The sequence below is a fragment of the Mesorhizobium sp. KR1-2 genome, assembly GCF_040045035.1.
Lineage (GTDB): Bacteria > Pseudomonadota > Alphaproteobacteria > Rhizobiales > Rhizobiaceae > Pseudaminobacter.
Map to the genome: position 1 here is coordinate 158321 of NZ_JBDZDS010000005.1, position 19798 is coordinate 178118.

20 protein-coding genes are annotated in these 19798 nt (G+C 65.0%); 14 read left to right on the forward strand and 6 right to left on the reverse strand.

Annotated features, from left to right (window positions below):
• Positions 1-312: 312 nt before the first annotated feature.
• The 6 genes from ABLE85_RS12420 (at position 313) to phoB (ending at position 6503) form a co-directional block, all read left to right on the forward strand.
• Positions 313-1350, forward strand: a complete 1038-nt coding sequence (locus ABLE85_RS12420) for a substrate-binding domain-containing protein (RefSeq protein ID WP_348793038.1) — start codon at positions 313-315, stop codon at positions 1348-1350.
• 68 nt (positions 1351-1418) lie between these two features.
• Positions 1419-2885: a phosphate ABC transporter permease subunit PstC gene (gene pstC, locus ABLE85_RS12425; protein ID WP_348793039.1), complete on the forward strand. Its 1467-nt coding sequence runs from the start codon at positions 1419-1421 to the stop codon at positions 2883-2885.
• Positions 2882-4201: a phosphate ABC transporter permease PstA gene (pstA, locus tag ABLE85_RS12430; RefSeq protein ID WP_348793040.1), complete on the forward strand. Its 1320-nt coding sequence runs from the start codon at positions 2882-2884 to the stop codon at positions 4199-4201. The genes pstC and pstA overlap by 4 nt, the downstream gene beginning before the upstream one ends.
• A gap of 15 nt (positions 4202-4216) precedes the next feature.
• Positions 4217-5041, forward strand: a complete 825-nt coding sequence (pstB, locus tag ABLE85_RS12435; protein ID WP_348793041.1) for a phosphate ABC transporter ATP-binding protein PstB — start codon at positions 4217-4219, stop codon at positions 5039-5041.
• 47 nt (positions 5042-5088) lie between these two features.
• Entirely contained in the window at positions 5089-5796 is a 708-nt protein-coding gene (phoU, locus tag ABLE85_RS12440; RefSeq protein ID WP_348793042.1) for a phosphate signaling complex protein PhoU, read from the forward strand.
• Between the two features lie 17 nt (positions 5797-5813).
• Positions 5814-6503, forward strand: coding sequence for a phosphate regulon transcriptional regulator PhoB (phoB, locus tag ABLE85_RS12445; RefSeq protein WP_348793213.1), 690 nt, complete (start codon positions 5814-5816; stop codon positions 6501-6503).
• Positions 6504-6511: 8 nt separating this feature from the next.
• On the opposite strand, the gene ABLE85_RS12450 is transcribed toward phoB, so the two are convergent.
• Positions 6512-7750, reverse strand: coding sequence for an ROK family protein (locus ABLE85_RS12450; RefSeq protein WP_348793043.1), 1239 nt, complete (start codon positions 7748-7750; stop codon positions 6512-6514).
• 191 nt (positions 7751-7941) lie between these two features.
• Between ABLE85_RS12450 and xylF the strand changes: the two genes are divergently transcribed.
• From xylF to ABLE85_RS12470, 4 genes are all read left to right on the forward strand, one after another.
• Entirely contained in the window at positions 7942-8985 is a 1044-nt protein-coding gene (xylF, locus tag ABLE85_RS12455) for a D-xylose ABC transporter substrate-binding protein (RefSeq protein WP_348793044.1), read from the forward strand.
• A 209-nt stretch (positions 8986-9194) separates the two neighbouring features.
• Complete coding sequence (locus ABLE85_RS12460; RefSeq protein WP_348793045.1) at positions 9195-10580, forward strand: sugar ABC transporter permease; 1386 nt, start codon at positions 9195-9197, stop codon at positions 10578-10580.
• Positions 10581-10594: 14 nt separating this feature from the next.
• On the forward strand, positions 10595-11383 hold the full coding sequence (locus ABLE85_RS12465) for an ATP-binding cassette domain-containing protein (RefSeq protein WP_348793046.1): 789 nt from the start codon (positions 10595-10597) through the stop codon (positions 11381-11383).
• 90 nt (positions 11384-11473) lie between these two features.
• On the forward strand, positions 11474-13120 hold the full coding sequence (locus ABLE85_RS12470; RefSeq protein WP_348793047.1) for a CHASE domain-containing protein: 1647 nt from the start codon (positions 11474-11476) through the stop codon (positions 13118-13120).
• 67 nt (positions 13121-13187) lie between these two features.
• Here ABLE85_RS12470 and ABLE85_RS12475 read toward each other — a convergent pair whose 3' ends face one another.
• The 4 genes from ABLE85_RS12475 to ABLE85_RS12490 all read right to left on the reverse strand — a co-directional run bounded on the left by ABLE85_RS12475 (position 13188) and on the right by ABLE85_RS12490 (position 16006).
• Positions 13188-13505, reverse strand: coding sequence for a hypothetical protein (locus ABLE85_RS12475; RefSeq protein WP_348793048.1), 318 nt, complete (start codon positions 13503-13505; stop codon positions 13188-13190).
• Between the two features lie 172 nt (positions 13506-13677).
• Positions 13678-14730: an HWE histidine kinase domain-containing protein gene (locus tag ABLE85_RS12480; RefSeq protein WP_348793049.1), complete on the reverse strand. Its 1053-nt coding sequence runs from the start codon at positions 14728-14730 to the stop codon at positions 13678-13680.
• 183 nt (positions 14731-14913) lie between these two features.
• Positions 14914-15081 carry a DUF1328 domain-containing protein gene (locus ABLE85_RS12485; protein WP_348793050.1) on the reverse strand — a complete coding sequence of 56 codons (168 nt, stop codon included), beginning with the start codon at positions 15079-15081 and terminating at the stop codon, positions 14914-14916.
• A gap of 130 nt (positions 15082-15211) precedes the next feature.
• A complete protein-coding gene (locus tag ABLE85_RS12490; protein WP_348793051.1) occupies positions 15212-16006 on the reverse strand; it encodes a response regulator in 795 nt (264 codons plus the stop codon).
• Positions 16007-16217: 211 nt separating this feature from the next.
• Here ABLE85_RS12490 and ABLE85_RS12495 point away from each other — a divergent pair, with 211 nt between their 5' ends.
• From ABLE85_RS12495 to ABLE85_RS12510, 4 genes are all read left to right on the forward strand, one after another.
• Entirely contained in the window at positions 16218-16415 is a 198-nt protein-coding gene (locus ABLE85_RS12495) for a NepR family anti-sigma factor (protein ID WP_348793052.1), read from the forward strand.
• 5 nt (positions 16416-16420) lie between these two features.
• Entirely contained in the window at positions 16421-16969 is a 549-nt protein-coding gene (locus ABLE85_RS12500) for an RNA polymerase sigma factor (RefSeq protein ID WP_348793214.1), read from the forward strand.
• A gap of 157 nt (positions 16970-17126) precedes the next feature.
• Entirely contained in the window at positions 17127-17462 is a 336-nt protein-coding gene (locus tag ABLE85_RS12505; protein ID WP_348793053.1) for a hypothetical protein, read from the forward strand.
• 16 nt (positions 17463-17478) lie between these two features.
• Positions 17479-17940, forward strand: coding sequence for a hypothetical protein (locus ABLE85_RS12510; protein ID WP_348793054.1), 462 nt, complete (start codon positions 17479-17481; stop codon positions 17938-17940).
• 62 nt (positions 17941-18002) lie between these two features.
• On the opposite strand, the gene ABLE85_RS12515 is transcribed toward ABLE85_RS12510, so the two are convergent.
• The gene (locus tag ABLE85_RS12515; protein WP_348793055.1) at positions 18003-19544 is read right to left on the reverse strand and encodes an HWE histidine kinase domain-containing protein; all 1542 of its coding nucleotides are present in this window, start codon (positions 19542-19544) and stop codon (positions 18003-18005) included.
• Positions 19545-19798 lie beyond the last annotated feature (254 nt).

Below are 19798 nucleotides of genomic sequence, written 5' to 3' on the forward strand. Positions count from 1 at the left end.
AATTCGCGACTCTGGCGCCGGCCTTAGCCGGCGTCATAGTGCTTCATGTCATCAGTCCGGAGCGCGCATCTCGCGGCGCGAATTTTTCCGGCACGGGGAGCGGCGTGGCGTGAAGCGGCCTCGATTCTGCAAGTTATTGATTCACCTTGATATTCGGCGTGGATCGAGCGGCGCCCAGGGAGGGCCCCGAACGGCCTGATTTTTGCCGTTACCGCACTGACATCAAACTGTCACGCAACTGTTACATACCGTCGGTAAGGCCTCTGCCGACGCGAAAAGCGTTGCAACAAATTCCGACAGGAGTCAGGGTTCATGACCAGATACTTCCTTATGGCCTCGGCCGCAGCGCTCGCGCTTTCCGCGTCCGCCGGCATCGCCGCCGCCCGCGACCAGATCCAGGTCGCCGGCTCGTCCACCGTGCTGCCCTATGCGAAGATCGTTGCCGAGAACTTCGGCGAGACCTTCACCAACTTCAAGACCCCGGTGGTCGAGTCCGGCGGTTCGGGTGCCGGCATCAAGGAATTCTGCAAGGGCGTCGGTGAGAACACCATCGACATCGCCAACTCCTCGCGCAAGATCAAGGAAGACGAGCTGAAGTCCTGCGCCGAAGCCGGCGTCAAGGACATCCAGGAAGTCCGCATCGGGTATGACGGCATCGTCTTCGCCACCGACATCAACGGTCCGGATTGGGCGTTGACGCCGACCGACGTCTACAAGGCGCTGGCCGCCCAGATCGTCGTCGACGGCAAGCTGGTCGACAACCCGAACACTAAGTGGAACCAGGTCAACCCGAACCTGCCCGACTGGGACATCGCCGCCTACATTCCGGGCGAGAAGCACGGCACCCGTGAAGTCTTCGAAGAGAAGCTGCTCTCGGCCGGCTGCAAGGCCACCGGCGCGCTCGACGCCATCAAGGCTGCCGGCCAGGACGACAAGGCTGCCGCCAAGACCTGCGTGGCCGTACGCAAGGACGGCAAGGCTGTCGACATCGACGGCGACTACACCGAGACGCTCGCCCGCATCGCCTCCAACAAGACCGGCGTGGGCGTGTTCGGCCTCGCCTTCTACGAGAACAACGCCGACAAGCTGAAGGTCGCCACCGTCGAAGGCATCGTGCCGTCGACCGAGACCATCGCCAAGGGCGAATACCCGGTTTCGCGCCCGCTGTTCTTCTACGTGAAGAAGGCCCATCTCGGCGTCGTGCCGGGCCTGAAGGAATATGTCGACTTCTTCCTCGACGACCAGATGATCGGCCCGGACAGCCCGCTGGCCGAATACGGCCTGGTCTCCGCTCCGGAAGCCGAGCGCAACGAGCAGCGCGAGGCTTTCGCCGCCGGCAAGACGATGTAATAGACATATCGAAGCCTTGGGGCGCCAACCTCGGCGCCCCAAGGCTGTCTGCCACCCCGGAGTTGCTCATGTCGTTGATGTTCGTCTTCGCAGCTGTGCTCGGCATCGGCGCCGTCGCCTTCTTCCTTGGGCGACAGCGCGCCATCGGGCAGGATGACGGCACGGTCAAGCCGCACTCCCGCGCGCATTACCACGGCTGGTGGGCTGCCCTGCTGGCCACGCTTCCGGCGCTGCTTCTGCTGATTACCTGGGGTGTCGGCTCCAACCTCTATCTAGAAGCCCACATCAAGGGGCAACTGCCCGAACAGACGGCCGAAAGCCCGATTGCCAGCCGGTCGCTGGCGGCCGGCCTGACCAAGAGCCTGGCCAATGGCCTGCGCCGTCTCGATCCGCAGATGGCGGCCAATCCGCCGGCCAGCTTCGCCGAACTGCAGCCGCTTCTGGCCGCGCGCGGCGTGGCTCTGGCGCCCGACACCCAGGACTACATGATCCCGATCGCGGTCGACGCCAATCGCACGCAGGACACGCTGCGCACGGTGGGTGCGGTGGCGATACTGGCGCTGTCGCTGGCGGGTGCGGCCTTCGGCCTTTCGCAGATCCGCGTGCGCGCGCGGGCGCGCAACAATGTCGAGACGATCGTGCTGTGGGCCCTTCTGGGTGCCTCGACCATCGCGATCCTGACGACCATCGGCATCGTGCTGTCGATGCTGTTCCAGACCATCAACTTCTTCGAGAGCGTGCCGCTCGCCAATTTCTTCTTCGGCACGGTGTGGGATCCACGCTTCGCCGCCGCCGGCTCGGGCGGTTCGGAAGGCCAGTTCGGCCTGATCCCGCTGCTGGCCGGCACGCTCTACATCGCCTTCGTCGCCATGCTGGTGGCGGTGCCTGTGGGGCTCATGTCGGCCGTCTACATGGCCGAATATGCCTCGCCGAGGCTGCGCGCGGTGGTGAAGCCGGCGCTCGAACTGCTCGCTGGCATCCCGACCATCGTCTACGGTATCTTCGCGCTGGTGACGCTTGGGCCCTTCCTGCGCGATCTGAGCGCGGCCCTTGCCGGCGGCACCGGCTTCATCCAGGCGCAGAGCATCTTCACTGCCGGCCTGGTGATGGGCGTGATGCTGATCCCGGTGGTTTCCTCGCTCTCCGACGACATCATCACCGCCGTGCCGCGCGCCATGCGTGACGGCTCGCTGGGGCTTGGCGCGACGCGCTCGGAGACGATCAAGCGCGTTGTTTTGCCCGCCGCGCTGCCGGGCATCGTCGGCGCCATCCTGCTGACGGCCTCGCGCGCCGTCGGCGAGACCATGATCGTGGTTCTGGCCGCGGGCGTGGCCGCCAACCTGACGCTTAATCCCTTCGAGGCGATGACCACCATCACCGTCAAGATCGTCAACCAGCTCACCGGCGACCTCGAGTTCAACTCGCCGCAGACGCTGGTGGCCTTCGCGCTCGGCATCACGCTGTTTGCGCTGACGCTGGTGATGAACATCTTCGCGCTCTACATCGTGCGCAAGTATCGGGAACAGTACGAATGACCGACATCCCCTTGAACGGCATTGCCAACGGTACCGTTACCCGCCCGCGCCGCGACATCGGGCTGAAGCGTCGCTACGCCGCCGAACGCCGCTTCCGCCTTTACGGCATCCTGGCGGTTTCGGTCGGCATCGTGTTCCTCGCGGTCATGCTGGTCTCCATCGTCAGCAAGGGCTACACCGCCTTCTGGCAGACGACCGTGACGCTGCCGATCACCTTCGACCAAAACATCATCGACCCGGAAAACAAGCGGGCGACCGACCCGAACGTGCTGATCACGGCCAACTATCCCAAACTGGCCGAGAGCGCGCTGCTGACCAAGCTGGGGATCTCCCCGGACGACAAGGCGGCGGCGCGCAAGCTCAAGGGCTTCCTCTCGGATGGCGTGCGGGCTCAACTGCGTGCGGTGGTGGCGGACGACCCGTCGATCATCGGCACCACCCGCAACGTGCCCATCCTCGCCGCCGCCAACATCGATTCCGCCTTCAAGGGCCAGATCGACCTGTCGGTCGACGAAAGCCGCCGCAAGGTGTCCGACCAGCAGATCGTCTGGATGAAGCAGCTCGCCGCCGACGGCTCGCTGGCCGAGCACTTCAACAAGGGCCTGTTCAGCTTCGGCGCCTCCAGCCGCCCGGAAACCTCGGGCATGGGCGTGGCGATCATCGGCTCGTTCTACATGATGGTGATCGTGCTGCTGCTGGCGCTGCCCATCGGTGTCGCCGCCTCGATCTACCTCGAGGAGTTCGCCAAGAAGAGCCGGCTAACCGACCTCATCGAGGTCAACATCAACAACCTGGCCGCGGTGCCGTCGATCGTCTTCGGCCTTCTCGGTCTGTCGGTGTTCATCAACTTCCTCGGCCTGCCGCGTTCGGCCGCGCTGGTCGGCGGTCTGGTGCTGACGCTGATGACGCTGCCCACCATCATCATCGCCACGCGTGCGGCCCTTGCCGCCGTGCCGCCGTCGATCCGCTCGGCGGCGCTGGGCCTCGGCGCCTCCAAGATGCAGATGGTGTTCCAGCACATCCTGCCGCTGGCGGCCCCCGGCATCCTCACTGGCACCATCATCGGCCTGGCGCGCGCGCTGGGCGAGACGGCGCCGCTGCTGCTGATCGGCATGGTCGCCTTCGTGGCCGACTATCCGGGGACGCCGCTGGAGCCGTCGACCGCGCTGCCGGTGCAGATCTACATGTGGGCCAACGAGGCCGAGCGCGCCTTCGTGGAGCGCATGTCGGGCGCCATCATCATCCTGCTCATCTTCCTGATGGCGATGAACATCACGGCGATCGTGCTTCGACGCCGCTTCGAACGGCGCTGGTAGGTGGGGACCTGTAATATGAACATCATGACCGAAACGGCACTCGAAAGCGCGGTGAACGACAAGATGAACGGTACGCCCAACGAAACCATCAAGATGCGCGGCCGCAAGGTGAGCGTGTTCTACGGCGAGAAGCAGGCCCTGTTCGACGTCGACCTCGACGTGCGCGAGAACCAGGTGACGGCGCTGATCGGCCCCTCGGGCTGCGGCAAGTCGACCTTCCTGCGCTGCCTCAACCGCATGAACGACACCATCGACAGCGCCCGCGTGACCGGCAAGATCACCCTCGACGACGAGGACATCTACGATCCCAAGATCGACGTGGTGGAGCTGCGCGCCCGCGTCGGCATGGTGTTCCAGAAGCCGAATCCGTTCCCGAAGTCGATCTTCGAGAACGTCGCCTACGGCCCGCGCATCCATGGCCTCGCCCGCAAGAAGGGCGACCTCGACGCGATCGTCGAGACCAGCCTGAAGAAGGCCGGCCTGTTCAATGAGGTGAAGGACCGCCTGCACGAGCCGGGTACCGGCCTGTCCGGCGGCCAGCAGCAGCGCCTGTGCATCGCGCGCGCCATCGCGGTGTCGCCGGAGGTGATCCTGATGGACGAGCCGTGCTCGGCGCTCGACCCCATCGCCACCGCGCGCGTGGAGGAACTGATCGACGAGCTGCGCCAGAACTACACCATCGTCATCGTCACCCACTCCATGCAGCAGGCGGCGCGCGTGTCGCAGCGCACCGCCATGTTCCATCTCGGCCAGCTGGTCGAGGAGGGGGAGACCGACAAGATGTTCACCAACCCCGACGACAAGCGCACGCAGGACTATATTACCGGGCGCTTCGGCTGAGCCGCCGCTTGGCCGAACCCCACGCGCAGATTGCGAGGACCAGCATCATGGGCAAACACACCGTCACCTCCTTCGACGAGGATCTCGGGCACATCGACCGCCTGCTCAGGGACATGGGCGACCTTGCCGCGGCGATGGTCAGCGCCTCGATCCAGGCGTTGATAAACTCCGACAACGCGCTGGCCCAGCGCGTGATCTCCGACGATGCGGTGATGGATGCCCGCCAGCGCGAGCTGGACGACCGCGCCATCACGCTGATCGCCAAGCGCCAGCCCATGGCGCAGGACCTGCGCGCCGTGGTCGGCGCCATCCGCATGGCCGGCGATCTCGAACGTATCGGCGATCTCGCCAAGAACATCGCCAAGCGCGTCAACGCCGTGGGCGAGAGCGCCATGCCGCGCAGCCTTGCCCACTCGATCGAGACGATGTCGGCCATGGTGCTGGACCAGGTCAACGGCGTGGTCGACAAATATGTCTCGCGCGAGCCCGAGGGGCTAAAGACGCTGCGGGCCGCGGACGAGAAGATCGACGTGAAATACACCGCCGTGTTCCGCGAGCTTCTCACCTACATGATGGAAGACCCGCGCAACATCACCGCCTGCACGCATCTCCTGTTCTGCGCCAAGAATCTCGAGCGCATCGGCGACCACGTCACCAATATCGCCGAAAACGCCTATTACGTGCTGACCGGGCAGCAGCTTCCGCCAAACCGGCCGAAGCTCGACGAAACCTCGCTGGCGACGCCGGCGGTCTGAGGCAGAGCTTCCAAATGATGATTGCACCGAAAATCATGGTGGTGGAGGACGAGGAGCCGCTCGGCGTCCTGCTCCGCTACAACCTGGAATCGGAAGGCTATCAGGTCGAGGTCGTGCCACGCGGCGACGAGGCCGAGATCCGGCTGCAGGAAAACGTGCCGGACCTTCTGGTGCTGGACTGGATGCTGCCGGCGGTTTCCGGCATCGAACTGTGCCGGCGCCTGAGGATGCGGCCCGAGACCGAGCGCCTGCCCATCATCATGCTGACGGCGCGCGGCGAGGAGAGCGACCGCGTGCGCGGCCTTTCCACCGGCGCCGACGACTATCTGGTCAAGCCGTTCTCCACGCCCGAGTTCATGGCGCGGGTGAAGGCGCTGCTGCGCCGCGCCAAGCCCGAGGTCCTGTCCAGCGTGCTCAAGGTCGGCGACATCATGCTCGACCGCGAGGCGCACCGGATCTATCGCGGCAAGACCGAGATCAAGCTCGGGCCCACCGAGTTTCGCCTGCTGGAATTCATGATGCGGCATCCGGGCCGCGTCTTCTCGCGCAGCCAGCTGCTCGACAATGTCTGGGGCGAGACGATCTATATCGACGAGCGCACGGTCGACGTGCATGTCGGGCGCCTGCGCAAGGCGGTGAACCACGGCCGCATGCCGGACGTCATCCGCACCATCCGCGGCTCGGGCTACGCGATCCGCGAAGACTGAGCCGTCGTTCAGGCCGCGCCTTCGGTGCTTGCCGGCGCGGCGCCGGGCGCGAATATCTCGCGGTCGACGAAGGTGAGGGCGTTCATGGTGCAGCCCTCGCGGATCAGCGGCACTTCGTTGGGCTCGATGTCGAAGGATATCTCGCCGTTGTGCTGGCCGCCGGCGGTCTTGGCGATCGCCTCGCGCAGTGCCGGCTCGATCAGGTCGAAAGCGGTCGCGCCGATGCCGACCAGCGCGACCGGCGCCGGGTCGATCAGCGCAAACAGGCTGCCGAGGCCGAAGCCGATGGCCTCTCCGGCGACGCGGAAGGCCTCGCGCTCGGGACCGTCGGCCGCGCGCGCCCGGTCGGCCAGAGCCCGTATCTCCTCGTCCGAAATGTCGGCCAGGGGGGCCTCGTCCTCGCTCCAGCGTCCGGCGTTGCGCCAGATCGCGTAGTTGCCGGCATAGGCCTCCACGCAGCCGCGCCGGCCGCAGCGGCACAGTGCCCCGTCGGGCCGGTGGATCATGTGGCCGAACTCGCCGCCCGACGACTGCGTGCCGGTGAACGGCTCGCCCCTCAGCATCATGCCCATGCCGATGCCGTGCGAGAGCAGGATGGCGATGAAGTCGTTGCGGTAGCGCTCGGGCCGGCGCCAGCGCAGCGCCACCGCGATCATGTTGCAGTCGTTGTCCACCGTGACGGGAATGCCGGTGGCGGCTTCGAGCCGGTCGCCGAATTCGAGATGCGCGTGCGGGGTGATCGGCGACCACAGCATAATGCGCGAGACGGAATCGGTGATGCCCTGCACGGCCATGCCGATGCGCAGCACGCGCCGGCCGGCGGCGCGGCGCGCCTCGATCTGCCGGCACACCATGGCCACGCAGTCGCCGAGGAGCGCTTCGCGCGACATGGTCAGCGTGTCGAGGCGGCGCTCCTCCGCCGCGATGACCTGCCCGGAATAGTCGACCACCGCGACCGCGAGAAGGTGGAGGGAGAGCACAACGGTGACGATTTCGGCGGCATCGGGGGCAAGGCCCAGCGCCACCTGGGGCCGGCCGCGCTTCGAGCTGACTGCTTCCGTCCCCTTGGTCTCGACGAGGATGCCTTCGGCGATGAGGTCGGCCGAGATCGCGGAAATGGTCGAATGGCTGAGGCCGGTCGAGCCGGCGATCTCGGTGCGGGACGGCTGGCCCGCGCGCCGCACGGCCGCGATGACCATGGCTCGGTTGCGCTTGCGCAGATCGTCGTGACGGATCGCCGTCGACATGTTCGGCATTCCTCCCGGCCCCGTAGCGCTGAGCACATTCCAGTTCGCACGCCCCGCGTCAACGGTCATACAAGGATATTGACAGAACTCGGGCCATACGCCATTCTTTTTTTCGAGGCTCGAAAAAATAGCCTCGACCAAGGCCGCAGACCATCGTCATCGCGCCCTGGAGGGGGCGCAGGGAGGAAATCATGAAGAAGTTTGCAACCGCCATGCTGGCGGGTGTTGCTCTGTCCATGTCGCTGGCTGCCGTGGCGCAGGCGAAGGACAAGATCATTGGCGTCTCCTGGTCGAACTTCCAGGAGGAGCGCTGGAAGACCGACGAGGCGGCGATCAAGGCCGCGCTCGAAGCCTCGGGCGACAAGTATATTTCCGCCGACGCCCAGTCCTCGGCGTCCAAGCAGCTGACCGACGTGGAAAGCCTTATCTCGCAGGGCGCCAACGCGCTGATCATCCTGGCGCAGGACTCCAGCGCGATCGGGCCCGCTGTCGAGAAGGCCGTGGCCGAAGGCATTCCGGTCGTCGGCTATGACCGCCTGATCGAGAACAAGGACGCCTTCTACCTGACCTTCGACAACAAGGAAGTCGGCCGCCTGCAGGCCAAGTCGGTGTTCGAGGCCAAGCCCGAAGGCAACTACGTCTTCATCAAGGGCAACGGCGCCGACCCGAACGCCGACTTCCTGTTCTCCGGCCAGATGGAAGTGCTGAAGGACGCCATCGGTGCCGGCAAGATCAAGAATGTCGGCGAGGCCTATACCGACGGCTGGCTGCCGGCCAACGCGCAGAAGAACATGGAGCAGTTCCTGACCGCCAACGACAACAAGGTCGACGCGGTGGTGGCTTCCAATGACGGCACTGCGGGCGGCGCGATCGCAGCCCTCGACGCGCAGGGCCTGGCCGGTTCGGTGCCGGTGTCGGGCCAGGACGGCGACCATGCCGCGCTCAACCGCATCGCGCTCGGCACGCAGACCGTGTCGGTGTGGAAGGATGCGCGTGAGCTTGGCAAGGCGGCTGCCGAGATCGCCTCGCAGCTCGCCGACGGCAAGAAGATGGACGACATCCCGCATGCGGTGAAGTGGTCTGACGGCCCCAACAAGGTCGAGATGACGTCGGTCTTCCTCAAGCCCGTCGCTGTCACCAAGGACAACCTCAAGGCCGTCATCGACGCCGGCTGGGTTGGCAAGGACGTGGTCTGCCAGGGCGTGAAGGCGGGTTCGGTCGCGGCCTGCGACTAGGACGAGACGCTGTCCGGATCATTCGACGCCGCGGTTTGAACGAACCGCGGCGTTTCATTCGGCGGTGCTGCGTGCCCACCGATGCGGGGCACCGCAACACCTTGAATTCCCACATGATCGCTTCCGGAAAATCGATTCCGTTTTTCGAGGGGCGTGCGCTAGGATGCAGCCGGCAACCGGCGCAAGACCGGACCGGGCGGGAGGACGTCATGACCGAAGTGACAACTGAGGAACCCGCGGCGCAGGACACCGTGGGTCATGGGCTCGTGGACCGGGCGCGAGCGTCCGAGACGGGCGCGGTCGGCCGCTTCCTCCAGGCGACCGAACTCGACACGCGCATGCTGGGCATGGTCGGCGCGCTGCTGCTCATCTGGATCGGCTTCCAGTTCATCTCAAGCCTGCGCTTGGGCGTCAGTCCGTTCGAGTTCGACAGCCGGACCTTCCTGACCGCGCGCAACCTGTGGAACCTGTCGGTGCAATCCTCCTCGGTCGCCGTCATGGCGACCGGCATGGTGCTGGTCATCGTCACGCGCAACATCGACCTGTCGGTCGGATCCATCCTTGGCGTGTGCGGCATGATCATGGGCGTCACCCAGGCGATCGTCCTGCCGCGCTTTGGCGGCTATTCGCTTGGCGATCCCTCGATCTGGATCATTGCCCTGGCCGCCGGCCTGCTGGTCGGGCTGACGATCGGCGCCTTCCAGGGCTTTCTCATCGCCTATCTCGGCGTTCCCGCCTTCATCATCACGCTCGGCGGGTTGCTTGTCTGGCGCGGCGCCGCCTGGTGGGTCACCAGCGGCCAGACCGTGGCGCCGATGGATGCCACCTTCCGCCTGATGGGCGGCGGGCCGGAGGGCGCGATCGGCGCGACCTGGAGCTGGATCGTCGGTCTCGTCGCCTGCGCGGCCGTCATCCTGATGCTGGTCTCGGGCCGCAACCAACGCAAGCGCTTCCGTTTCCCACTCCGCCCCGTCTGGGCGGAGACGTTTTTGGGAGCTGTCGCCTGCATCCTCATCCTCGCCGCTGTCCTGGTCGCCAACTCCTATCCCTGGCCGGCTGGCACGGTGAAGAAATATGCCGAGGCCAACAACATCACCATTCCGGACGGCGGGCTGTTCATCGCCCACGGCATCGCCATCCCGGTGCTGATGGCGATCGCGGCCGGTATCATCATGACCTTCATCACCACGCGCACCCGCTTCGGCCGCTACGTCTTCGCGATCGGCGGCAATCCGGAAGCCGCCGAGCTTGCCGGCATCAACACGCGCTGGGTGACGATGAAGATCTTCATGCTGATGGGCTTCCTCGCGGCCATCAGCGCGGCGATCTCGACCGCGCGCCTGAACGCGGCCACGAATGCGCAGGGAACGCTCGACGAATTGCTCGTGATCGCCGCGGCCGTCATCGGCGGCACCTCGCTCTCGGGCGGCGTCGGCACGGTGGCTGGCGCCATGCTGGGCGCGATGCTGATGCAGTCGCTGCAGTCGGGCATGGTGCTGCTGGGAGTGGACACGCCGCTGCAGAACATCGTCGTCGGCATCGTGCTGGTCGCGGCGGTGTGGCTCGACACGCTCTACCGCCGCCGCGTGCACTGAACCGGGAGGCCACGATGGACCAGATACGCACCCCGCTCGTCGAGCTTCGCAACATCTCCATCGCCTTCGGCGGCATCCGCGCCGTGGACGACGCCTCGGTCGACCTGCATGCGGGCGAGGTCGTGGCACTGCTCGGCCACAATGGCGCTGGCAAGTCGACGCTGATCAAGATCCTGTCGGGCGCCTACAAGCGCGACAGCGGTACCATCCTCGTCAGTGGCGAGGATGCCACGATCGGCAATCCGCGCGATGCCAAGAAATACGGTATCGAGACGATCTACCAGACGCTGGCTTTGGCCGACAATGTGGACGCCGCCGCCAACCTGTTCCTCGGCCGCGAGCTCAGGACCGGCTGGGGCACGCTGGACGACGTCGCCATGGAAGCCGAGGCGCGCAAGGTGATGGGGCGGCTCAACCCGCGCTTCCAGCGCTTCAAGGAGCCGGTGAGCAAGCTGTCGGGCGGGCAGCGCCAGTCGGTGGCGATCGCCCGCGCCATCCTGTTCAACGCCCGCATCCTGATCATGGACGAGCCGACGGCAGCACTTGGGCCGCAGGAGACGGCGCAGGTCGGCGAACTCGTCAAGCAGCTGAAGGCCGACGGTATCGGCATCTTCCTGATCAGCCACGACATCCACGATGTCTTCGACCTCGCCGACCGGGTCTGCGTGATGAAAAACGGCCAGGTCGTCGGCACGGCGCGCACCGAGGATGTGACCAAGGACGAGGTGCTCGGCATGATCATCCTCGGCAAATGTCCGCCCGGCGCGATACCGGGGCCGGGCGCCTTGGTCAATGCGGTGTGACGGTACGCGTTTCGGCGTAGAAACCATAGACAAACGTTCTGACAGGCTGCGGATTGCAATAGTTCCGGCACCCGTTACAAAGGGTGGGGTATGAGCGCCCGCCCGTTGAAGAAATTCATTTCTCTTGCGGCTTTCTTGGCTGTCGCATTTGCCAGCCTCGGAATGGCTGGCTTTGCCTATGTCGCCTCGGAGGAGGCAGCACGTTTCAAGTTCGAGGCGACGGTGGACGATGCGATGAACCGCATCGAAGGCCGCCTCGACCTGCATCTGTCCCTGCTGCGATCCACCCAGGCGATCTTCCAGGTACGCGGAGGCAATGTCACGCCTGACGAGTTCCGGGCATACTTCAACGCGCTCGACATCAAGAACAACTTCACTGGCCTGCGCGGCATCGGCTTCCTGGGCTTTGGCAAGGCGGGGAGCGAGCCCGAGCTCGAAGGCCAGATCAAGCACCTCTACGGCGTGCACCGGGAGATCTTTCCGGCCTCGATGCAAAAGTGGCGGACTCCGCTGCTGCTTTACCAGCCGATGAGCGGCCCCGATCTCGATGGAATCGGCTATGACATGTTCGCCGATCCCGCGCGCCGCTCGGCGATCGAGCTGGCGGTCCGCACCGGCAAGCAGCGGGCCACGGGGCGCGTGTTGCTAGGGAAGGAAAGCCGGGTCGGACAGGAACCAGTGCCGGGCTTCCTGATCTTTGCCAGCATCACCCACAAGCCGACGCCGGAGGAGGCCGCCAGCGGCCTGCCGCCGGTAACTGGCCTCGTCTTCGTGGGTTTCCGCACGGGGGACCTGTTCCAGGCCGCGATGGGGTCGGCGCCTCTGCTGCCTATCAGCGCCGAGGTGTTCGACGGGCCGATCGAGGACGAAAACCTGTTCTACCGGACGCCGCCACCGCCCTCGGATGCCTATGGCCAGGACTTCCGCGTGACGCGGACCATCGTCCTGGGCGGCAAGCCTTGGACGCTGCGGTTCCGCCCGGCCGATACCTTTTCAGAGCCATCGTCGCCCACCATCCCGCTCATGCTCGGGCTGTTCGGCCTGCTTTTGGCCGGGGCGGTGGCCATGGTCGCCCTCTACCAGGAGCGCGCCTACGACGCCGTTTCACAGCTGCACGAGACGACTGAAAAGAGCCTGCTGGAAAAGGACCTGATGCTTCAGGAAATGAAGCACCGGATCAAGAACTCGATCACCCGCGTGCTGGCCATGGCCCGCCAGACGGCGGCGCATTCGACCGATCTCCAGGAATTTTCAAAGTCGTTCGCCGCGCGCCTCCAGGCCATGGCTGCCTCGCAAGACATGCTCACCCGCTCGCGCTGGCAGAAGGCCGATCTTCGCGAGCTGGTCGAGACCGAGCTGCAGCAGGTATTCGGCAAGGAACTGCCTGACGACATGCTTTCTGGCCCGACCGTGCTCCTGGACCAGACCATGACCCAGGCGCTTGGCCTGACGTTCCACGAACTGGCGACCAACGCATTGAAATACGGCGAGGTCGGCGACTCCATGGCTGCCTTGAAGGTCACGTGGGAGATCATTGACGAGGGCAATCCGAAGCGACTACGCCTGTCGTGGGTGGAACAAAGCAGCACGCCGGTCATCCCGCCGACCCGGACGGGCTTCGGCACCAAGCTCATCGACCGGAACATCGAGCGGGAGCTCTACGGCACAATCGCGCGCGATTACGGCGCAGGCGGCCTCTCGGTGGACATTGACATTCCGCTGAACTCGAGAAAGTAGGACGGCTTATCGCGTCGGCAGCCCAGCTGGGCGCGGTCCGGAACTCTGCCACTTGCCGGGCTACTAGCTAGCGACCGGCCTTTTCGAAATGGACCTCACTGGGTGCAGGCGCAGGCTCCGATGTGTAGATCGACGCATCGAGCGTGCCATCCGGCGTCACCTTCCAGGTCAGCTGGGCGTCCTCTTCCTCCATGGCGGGATCGACGGAAACGCATTTGGCGTAGACCCGCGGGCGCTGGCCCTCGGCGTCGCGCAAGGCGCTCGGCAGCATGCTGGCGCATTCTTCCTCGGTTTCATAGAGCGGCACCGGAGCCGGCAGTTCGCCGCATTGCTTGAGATCGCCCGAACATCCGATGATGAGCAGAAGAGCAGCGATGTGTTCCATGGGGGCTTCCTCTCCGCGAGGGAACGATCCCGTGCGCGGCAGGTTCCCGCAATTCGGGCGTCGGCGCCAAAAAATGACGTCCGATCGAGCGTACTTTTGGGAGAAAGCAGGGCATGGCTTGTCGCACATGAGCGGCCTAAGCCACGACCTGCCAGCATAGATGCAACGGCCCTCAGTCGATCTCGAAGCTGTCGCCGGGGACCACCAGTTCGTAGCGAAGCGTATCGTTGTCGATGCTGAAGCTGGCGGTGCCGTTCAGCGAGGTCGGCACGACATGTTCGAGCGCAACGCTGCCGAACCGCTTCTCGCCGCGCTTGTTGGCCGGACGGCCGAGCGTCTCCGTCCAGGAGAGCGAAAGGGAGGGCTCGTTCTCCGCCCCCTCTATCTTCTCCGCGGCGACGGTGACGAAGCCCCCGCTCTGCGACAGCGCGCCGTAACTGACCGAATTGACCGCGAGTTCGTGCAGGGCCAGTCCGATATGCAGCGCGGCGTTGGGGTTGAGATAGGGGTTTATCCCCTCGAACACGACCGCACGCTTGGTATCGGGGCTGTAGCGCGCGACCTGGCTGATGACGAGCTCTCGCAGATCGGCCCCGCGCCAGTTGGAGGAGGTGACCAGGTCCTGCGAGGAGGCCAGAGATTGCAGGCGACCGCGAAAACGCGACAGGAACGTGTCGATCGAGCCGGAATAGCGGCCGGTCTGGGTGGCTATGCTCTGGATAATGGCAAGCAGGTTCTTCGAACGGTGGCTGAGTTCGCGCAGCAGGGCCCTCAGCGTCTGCTCGCGGCGCTTCTGCTCGGTTATGTCAACGGCGGTGGTGACGATGCCGTTGGTGTCAGCCTCCGGGGTCTTGTCGAGGTCGATCCATACTTCGAACCAGCGCTGGCCGCCGTCGTTCGGAAAGGTGATTTCCAGGCTTTCCGGCTGGCCGGTGTCGAGAACGGCCTGCTTGGCGGATATCATGCGTTCAGCCTGCGCAGGAGGCAGGAAATCGCTGTCCGTCTTGCCGGTGACGTCGCCCGCGGCCCAGGCCTTGGGTACGTTCTGCGCCCACAGCACACGCAGATCCTGATCCTGATAGAGCACGAGGATACCGGTGTTCCGCAACGCGTGGACGAGGGCTCGGCCAAGGTCAGGGATTCCCCCGGTGTGGGGTTTCACCGCGGCGCGACCGCCGTTTTCATTCTTTTCGTGCTTCTCGTGTCCGCTGGCGACCGTGATCATCGTTCAACTTTCCCCACGCGCAGGTTGAACGATTCAATCTGTGATGGGTTCCCGCTATGCCCTGCGTTAGCTCGGGCTCAGCATCGGCATTGGAGCCGAGCTTGCTGACCGCCGCTGTTCGATAACCCTCCGGCAGCCGTTCGAAAGCCGCCAGCAATGCGTCATTTTCGGCAAAGTTCGATGTCACTGGGCCCTGCGAAAAAGACCGGCGATCAGCGAGATCACCAGGAACGCCAGGAAGATAAAGAAGAGGATTTGCGCGATTCCGGCGGACGTTCCCGCGATGCCGCCAAAGCCGAGTGCACCGGCAATGATAGCGACCACGAGGAATACGAGGGCCCAGTACAGCATCAATCATCTCCTTAGCCGGTATGGTGTTGAAACGTGTGAGCGCGGCCTTTGTTCCACGCGCTTAAGTCGCGCCGACTCAAAGAAAAGGCCGCCTCGGGGACGACCTTTTCAAGCGTCCGGGTGGGTCAGGTCAAGCAGCGGCCTTGGCCTGCCGATCGAAGAAAAGTGCCTGGCTGATCAAGGCCTTGACCATTTCCGGATTGAACGGCTTGGTGACCAGGAAGGCCGGTTCAGGGCGTTCACCAGTGAGCAGCCGCTCCGGGAAGGCGGTGATGAAGATGACCGGCACCGAGGCGCTGGTCAGGATTTCGTTCACGGCGTCGATGCCGGAGCTGCCATCGGCGAGCTGGATGTCGGCCAGGATCATCTTCGGCCGCGTCCGGCTGAACATGGCGATCGCTTCGGTGTGGGTGCGCGCCGTGCCGACAACGCGGTGGCCCAGGCTTTCGACCATTTCCTCGATGTCCATGGCGATCAGCGGTTCGTCCTCGATGATCAGGATGTCGGTAGCCACCTGACGCGAAATCTCGTTGCTGGCCTGGGAAAGAAGCTCGACGAATTGGGCTTCGGTGACGCCCAGGATCTCGGCGGCTTCCTCATTGTTGAAGCCTTCCACCGCCACCAGCAGGAACGCCTGGCGCGGCAGCGGGGAAAGGGCGGTCAGATTGGCCGCGGCGCGCTGCTCCCAGGGTGAATCCGCTTCTTCCTGCGGCACACGGATGGCGACCGTGGTAAACAGGCGGGCGAAGACCTTGTAGAGCGCGATGCGCTCACTAGATGCTTCGGGGAAGATGCTGACGTCGGCAATGATCGCCTCCAGCACTGCCGCAACCAGCGCGTCGCCACTTTGTTGCGATCCGGAGACCGCGCGCGAAAAACGACGCAGATAAGGTAGATGAGGGGCGATGGTTGCCGACAGACTCATGATAGGATGCTTCCCTCACATGATGGAGATGAATTGATAATTTGAAACACCACCGGCTTCAACGACGCATTTCCGAAAAAGTTCCGGCCTTGGAGGAACTAAGTTGCCGATGCGGCGTTGGGGGGTGGAATTGGGCAACCGAATAGCGGGTTCGTTCGCCTTGTTTTTGGGACGCGAGCGGGCATCGGTAGAAACAGGGACGACCATATTAATGACTAAACAGCAGGTCGGTGCGGAAGACACCGCTTTGCGCCGGCAGGGTTCGGGCGACCCGCTCGGCGCAAATTCAGAAATTGGCCGCAAACTGAAGCAATATTATGATCAGTTGTTGAGCGACGAGGTGCCGGAGCGCTTCAGCCAGTTGCTAGCCCAGCTGGAAGAAGCCGAACCTTGTCAGAAGAAGGGCTGATCGGCATGTCCGTGTCTCCTGCGTTCAAGGCGGAACTGCTCGGGTCTATCCCCAACCTGCGTGCCTTCGCCGTGTCCCTGACGCAGAACGCCGACAAGGCGGACGACCTCGTTCAGGAAACGCTGGTCAAGGCTTGGGACAAGCACGAGAGCTTCCAGATGGGGACCAACCTCAAGGCCTGGCTGTTCACCATCCTGCGCAACGAGTTCTACTCGCAGATGCGCAAGCGCGGCCGCGAGGTTCAGGACAGCGACGGGGTGATGACCGAACGGCTGGCGGTTCATCCCAGCCAGCACGGCCTTCTCGATCTCAAGGACTTTCGCGGTGCGCTGGAGCAGCTCCCGCAGGATCAGCGCGAAGCGATCATCCTGATCGGTGCCTCAGGCTTTTCCTACGAGGAGGCGGCCGAAATCTGCGGCTGCGCGGTCGGTACGATCAAGAGCCGGGTCAGTCGCGCACGCAACCGGCTCCAGGAAATACTCAAGATTTCCGGAGAGGCCGAATACGGGCCTGACGCGATCTCCGCGCAGGTCACCGGATCCAACGCCGCCTGAACCGCCGCGATAAGGTCGGCATTGCCGAAGTCGATCCACCTCCGGTGCGAGCCGTCGAACCGGCTCTGAAGCGCTTTCACTGCCCAACTCTGCCACGCGGGGGAACTTCATCGCCGGTTACGGCGTTGCAGCAAGGCAAAGCCAAGGAGTTGGAATCATGGCAGGAGTAGCAGGCAGAACCCCCAAGTCCGACAACGGCATGGGCAGCGTTCCCGAGCTTGAGGAAGACATCCGGCAGCTGCGGGCCGATATCGCCAAGCTCGCCGAACAGCTGAACGTGACCGGCGAGCATTCCTACAAAGCCGCGCGCCGCGCGGCCAAGGAGGGCGTCGAGCAGCTTCGGGTGCAGGGTGAAGCTGCGATGGAAGGCCTGCGCGGCAATGCAAAGGATTTTGAGGAGCAGGTATTGTCCACAGTGCGCGAGAAGCCGGTCACCTCGCTGGCGATTGCGGCCGGGCTGGGCTTTCTGTTCGCCATGATGTCGCGCCGCTGAGTCTCGGACGAGGGGGATGGAGATGCTGGCATCCCTGATCGCGGGTTTCGCCTCCGGCGAAACGGCGCTGGCCGTGCGTCGGGCGCGGGCAGCGGCGATCGCCTATCTGCTGGCGGGCGCGGCAGCGCTCTGCGGCATCGGCTTCCTGATCGGGGCTGCCTATATCTGGACGGCGGGCCGGATCGGCTCCATCGAGGCGGCGCTGGCGTTCGGCGTGGGCTTCCTCGTGCTGGGCGGGCTCGTGCTGGCCGCCTACAAGCTGGCGGCGAGCCGCCGGCGGCAGCTTGAGATACGTCGGCGCAACAAGGACATGGCCATGATCGCGGCCACGTCGGCGCTTGCCGTCCTGCCTGCGCTGCTGCGCAGCCGGGCAGGGCTGGGCGCTGTCATCGCACCGGCGGCGGCGGCCATGGCTTACGCCATCTATCGCGAGAACAGGCGCACGCCCGGCGACGGGAATATTAGCGGCGAGGGCTGAGGGACCTTTGCGTCGCGTCTCGCGATGCGTCGTCTCGGGCGTGCCGGCGGCACTGGGAGGTTTCAACCCGGCATTGCCAGCGGCATGGAGATTTCCGCCCGCACGCCGCTGGGCAGGAATTCGTGGTTGACCTCACTGGAAATGACTTTCGCCAGGCTGCGCCGGATCAGGATCGAGCCGAAGCCATGGCGCCGCGGCGGTTCGACCGGCGGCCCGCCGCTCTCCAGCCAGACCATCACCAGCTTCCGTGCCCTGCGGTGGCCTTCGATCTTCCAGGTGAGGTCCACGACGCCGTCGGGACTGGCGAGTGCGCCGTGCTGCAGGGCGTTGCTCGCGAGTTCGTGCAGGATGAGCCCGAGGCCGAGCGCCTGGTCGGGCGACAGCAGCAGGTGCTCGCCCGAGACGCGGATGCGCGGGCTCTCGGCGTCGTCGAAGGGCAGAACCTCCAACCGGATCAGCTCGGAAAGCGCGATGCCGCGCCATTCGTGGTCGGATAGAAGGCCGTGCGCCAGGCCGAGCGCGCGAAGCCTGGAGCCGAAGGCCTCCAGGAATTCGCGGGGTTCACGGGAATGGCGCACGGTCTGCGTGGCCAGCGCCTGCACCGTCGCCAGGGTGTTCTTGACGCGATGGTTCAGCTCGCGCAGCAGCAGGCGCTGGCGCTCCTCGGCCGCCTTGCGCTCGGTGATGCAGAAGTTGACGCCGAAGACCAGGGTCGGCCTGCCATGCCCGTCGCGCTCGATGACACGGCCGCGTGCGGCCACCCAGCGCGTCGGGTGCGCGCCGGCGACGCGATATTCGCCGACATAGTCCTCGCCGCTTGCCAGCGCAGTGCGGAATTCGGCCTCGGCCTTCTTGACGTCGCGGCGGTCGATGGCGCGGAAGATGTGGCGGGCGGTGAGCCGCGACGAGGCCGGCAGGTCGAGCAGTTCGGCAAACAGCGGGTCGCACTCGATCGTGTCGGTGCGCAAATCCCAGGCCCAGCTTGCCAGCGAAGCGGCTTCGACGGCGACGACGCGGCGCTCCTGCTCGTGCGCGAGGGCGGCCCGAGCGGCCAAGCCGGCGTGGTTGTCCTCCTTCAGCTTGAACAGGCTGGCGGCGAGGGCGGCGAGCGCCTGCAACTGGCTGAGCCGTGTGTCATCCGGCCTCGACCGCGGCACGCAGTCTATTGCGCACAAGGTGCCAATGGGCTGGCCCGACACGATGATAGGTGCGCCTACGTAGAAGCGAAGGCGCTTGCCGGCCACCAGCGGATTTCCGGTGAAGCGTGGGTCGGCGGCGGCGTCCGGCACCACCAGAACCGTGTCGCCGGCTGCGACAGCATGGGCGCAGAAGGATAGGCCGACCGGGATTTGGACTTCCTCGATCTCCTGCTTCCCCACGCCGAATCCTGCCCGGAACCACAGGCGTTCCGTGTCGAGAAGGCTGATGAAAGCTGCCGACGTGCCCATCAGCGAGGCGGCGAGCTCCGTCACCCGGTCGAAATCGTGATCGTCTCCCGTTTCCAGCACCTCGAGGCCACGCAATACCGCGTTTCGCCGATCGTCATTGACCGCCAGCAAAACGTCGGCCGGTAAATCTGGTGCTGTAGTCACCTGCACGCCCACCCCTCTCCCGCTGCATTTGTAAGCGTCCGCAACGGTCTTGAAAAGCCATCTCGGCTGCGGCGGGAACCGCGCGCGAGTGAACTCATCGACCGAAGCATAAGGCGCCTGTGCATGCGATATGGACGGCGCGCCAAGGCTCCCGACGCCACCAGGACGGCGGCCCGTAAAGACCGTACATTTGGGAAGGTTTTGAGCCTCACCGCTCTTCTACCTGCTTCAATCAGCTTGACGCGAATCTTCGCGTCTCACGCGCA

Bases quoted from the DNA above. Each gene is read 5' to 3' on its own strand.
- ABLE85_RS12450 (WP_348793043.1), bottom strand. From the start codon at position 7,750: ATGTCGACGGCGATCCGTCACGACGATCTGCGCAAGCGCAACCGAGCC.
- ABLE85_RS12460 (WP_348793045.1), top strand. From the start codon at position 9,195: ATGACCGAAGTGACAACTGAGGAACCCGCGGCGCAGGACACCGTGGGT.
- pstB (WP_348793041.1), top strand. From the start codon at position 4,217: ATGAACATCATGACCGAAACGGCACTCGAAAGCGCGGTGAACGACAAG.
- ABLE85_RS12475 (WP_348793048.1), bottom strand. From the start codon at position 13,505: ATGGAACACATCGCTGCTCTTCTGCTCATCATCGGATGTTCGGGCGAT.
- ABLE85_RS12500 (WP_348793214.1), top strand. From the start codon at position 16,421: ATGTCCGTGTCTCCTGCGTTCAAGGCGGAACTGCTCGGGTCTATCCCC.
- pstC (WP_348793039.1), top strand. From the start codon at position 1,419: ATGTCGTTGATGTTCGTCTTCGCAGCTGTGCTCGGCATCGGCGCCGTC.
- pstA (WP_348793040.1), top strand. From the start codon at position 2,882: ATGACCGACATCCCCTTGAACGGCATTGCCAACGGTACCGTTACCCGC.
- ABLE85_RS12480 (WP_348793049.1), bottom strand. From the start codon at position 14,730: ATGATCACGGTCGCCAGCGGACACGAGAAGCACGAAAAGAATGAAAAC.
- ABLE85_RS12510 (WP_348793054.1), top strand. From the start codon at position 17,479: ATGGAGATGCTGGCATCCCTGATCGCGGGTTTCGCCTCCGGCGAAACG.
- ABLE85_RS12490 (WP_348793051.1), bottom strand. From the start codon at position 16,006: ATGAGTCTGTCGGCAACCATCGCCCCTCATCTACCTTATCTGCGTCGT.
- ABLE85_RS12505 (WP_348793053.1), top strand. From the start codon at position 17,127: ATGGCAGGAGTAGCAGGCAGAACCCCCAAGTCCGACAACGGCATGGGC.
- ABLE85_RS12485 (WP_348793050.1), bottom strand. From the start codon at position 15,081: ATGCTGTACTGGGCCCTCGTATTCCTCGTGGTCGCTATCATTGCCGGT.
- phoB (WP_348793213.1), top strand. From the start codon at position 5,814: ATGATTGCACCGAAAATCATGGTGGTGGAGGACGAGGAGCCGCTCGGC.
- ABLE85_RS12420 (WP_348793038.1), top strand. From the start codon at position 313: ATGACCAGATACTTCCTTATGGCCTCGGCCGCAGCGCTCGCGCTTTCC.
- ABLE85_RS12470 (WP_348793047.1), top strand. From the start codon at position 11,474: ATGAGCGCCCGCCCGTTGAAGAAATTCATTTCTCTTGCGGCTTTCTTG.
- ABLE85_RS12495 (WP_348793052.1), top strand. From the start codon at position 16,218: ATGACTAAACAGCAGGTCGGTGCGGAAGACACCGCTTTGCGCCGGCAG.
- xylF (WP_348793044.1), top strand. From the start codon at position 7,942: ATGAAGAAGTTTGCAACCGCCATGCTGGCGGGTGTTGCTCTGTCCATG.
- phoU (WP_348793042.1), top strand. From the start codon at position 5,089: ATGGGCAAACACACCGTCACCTCCTTCGACGAGGATCTCGGGCACATC.
- ABLE85_RS12465 (WP_348793046.1), top strand. From the start codon at position 10,595: ATGGACCAGATACGCACCCCGCTCGTCGAGCTTCGCAACATCTCCATC.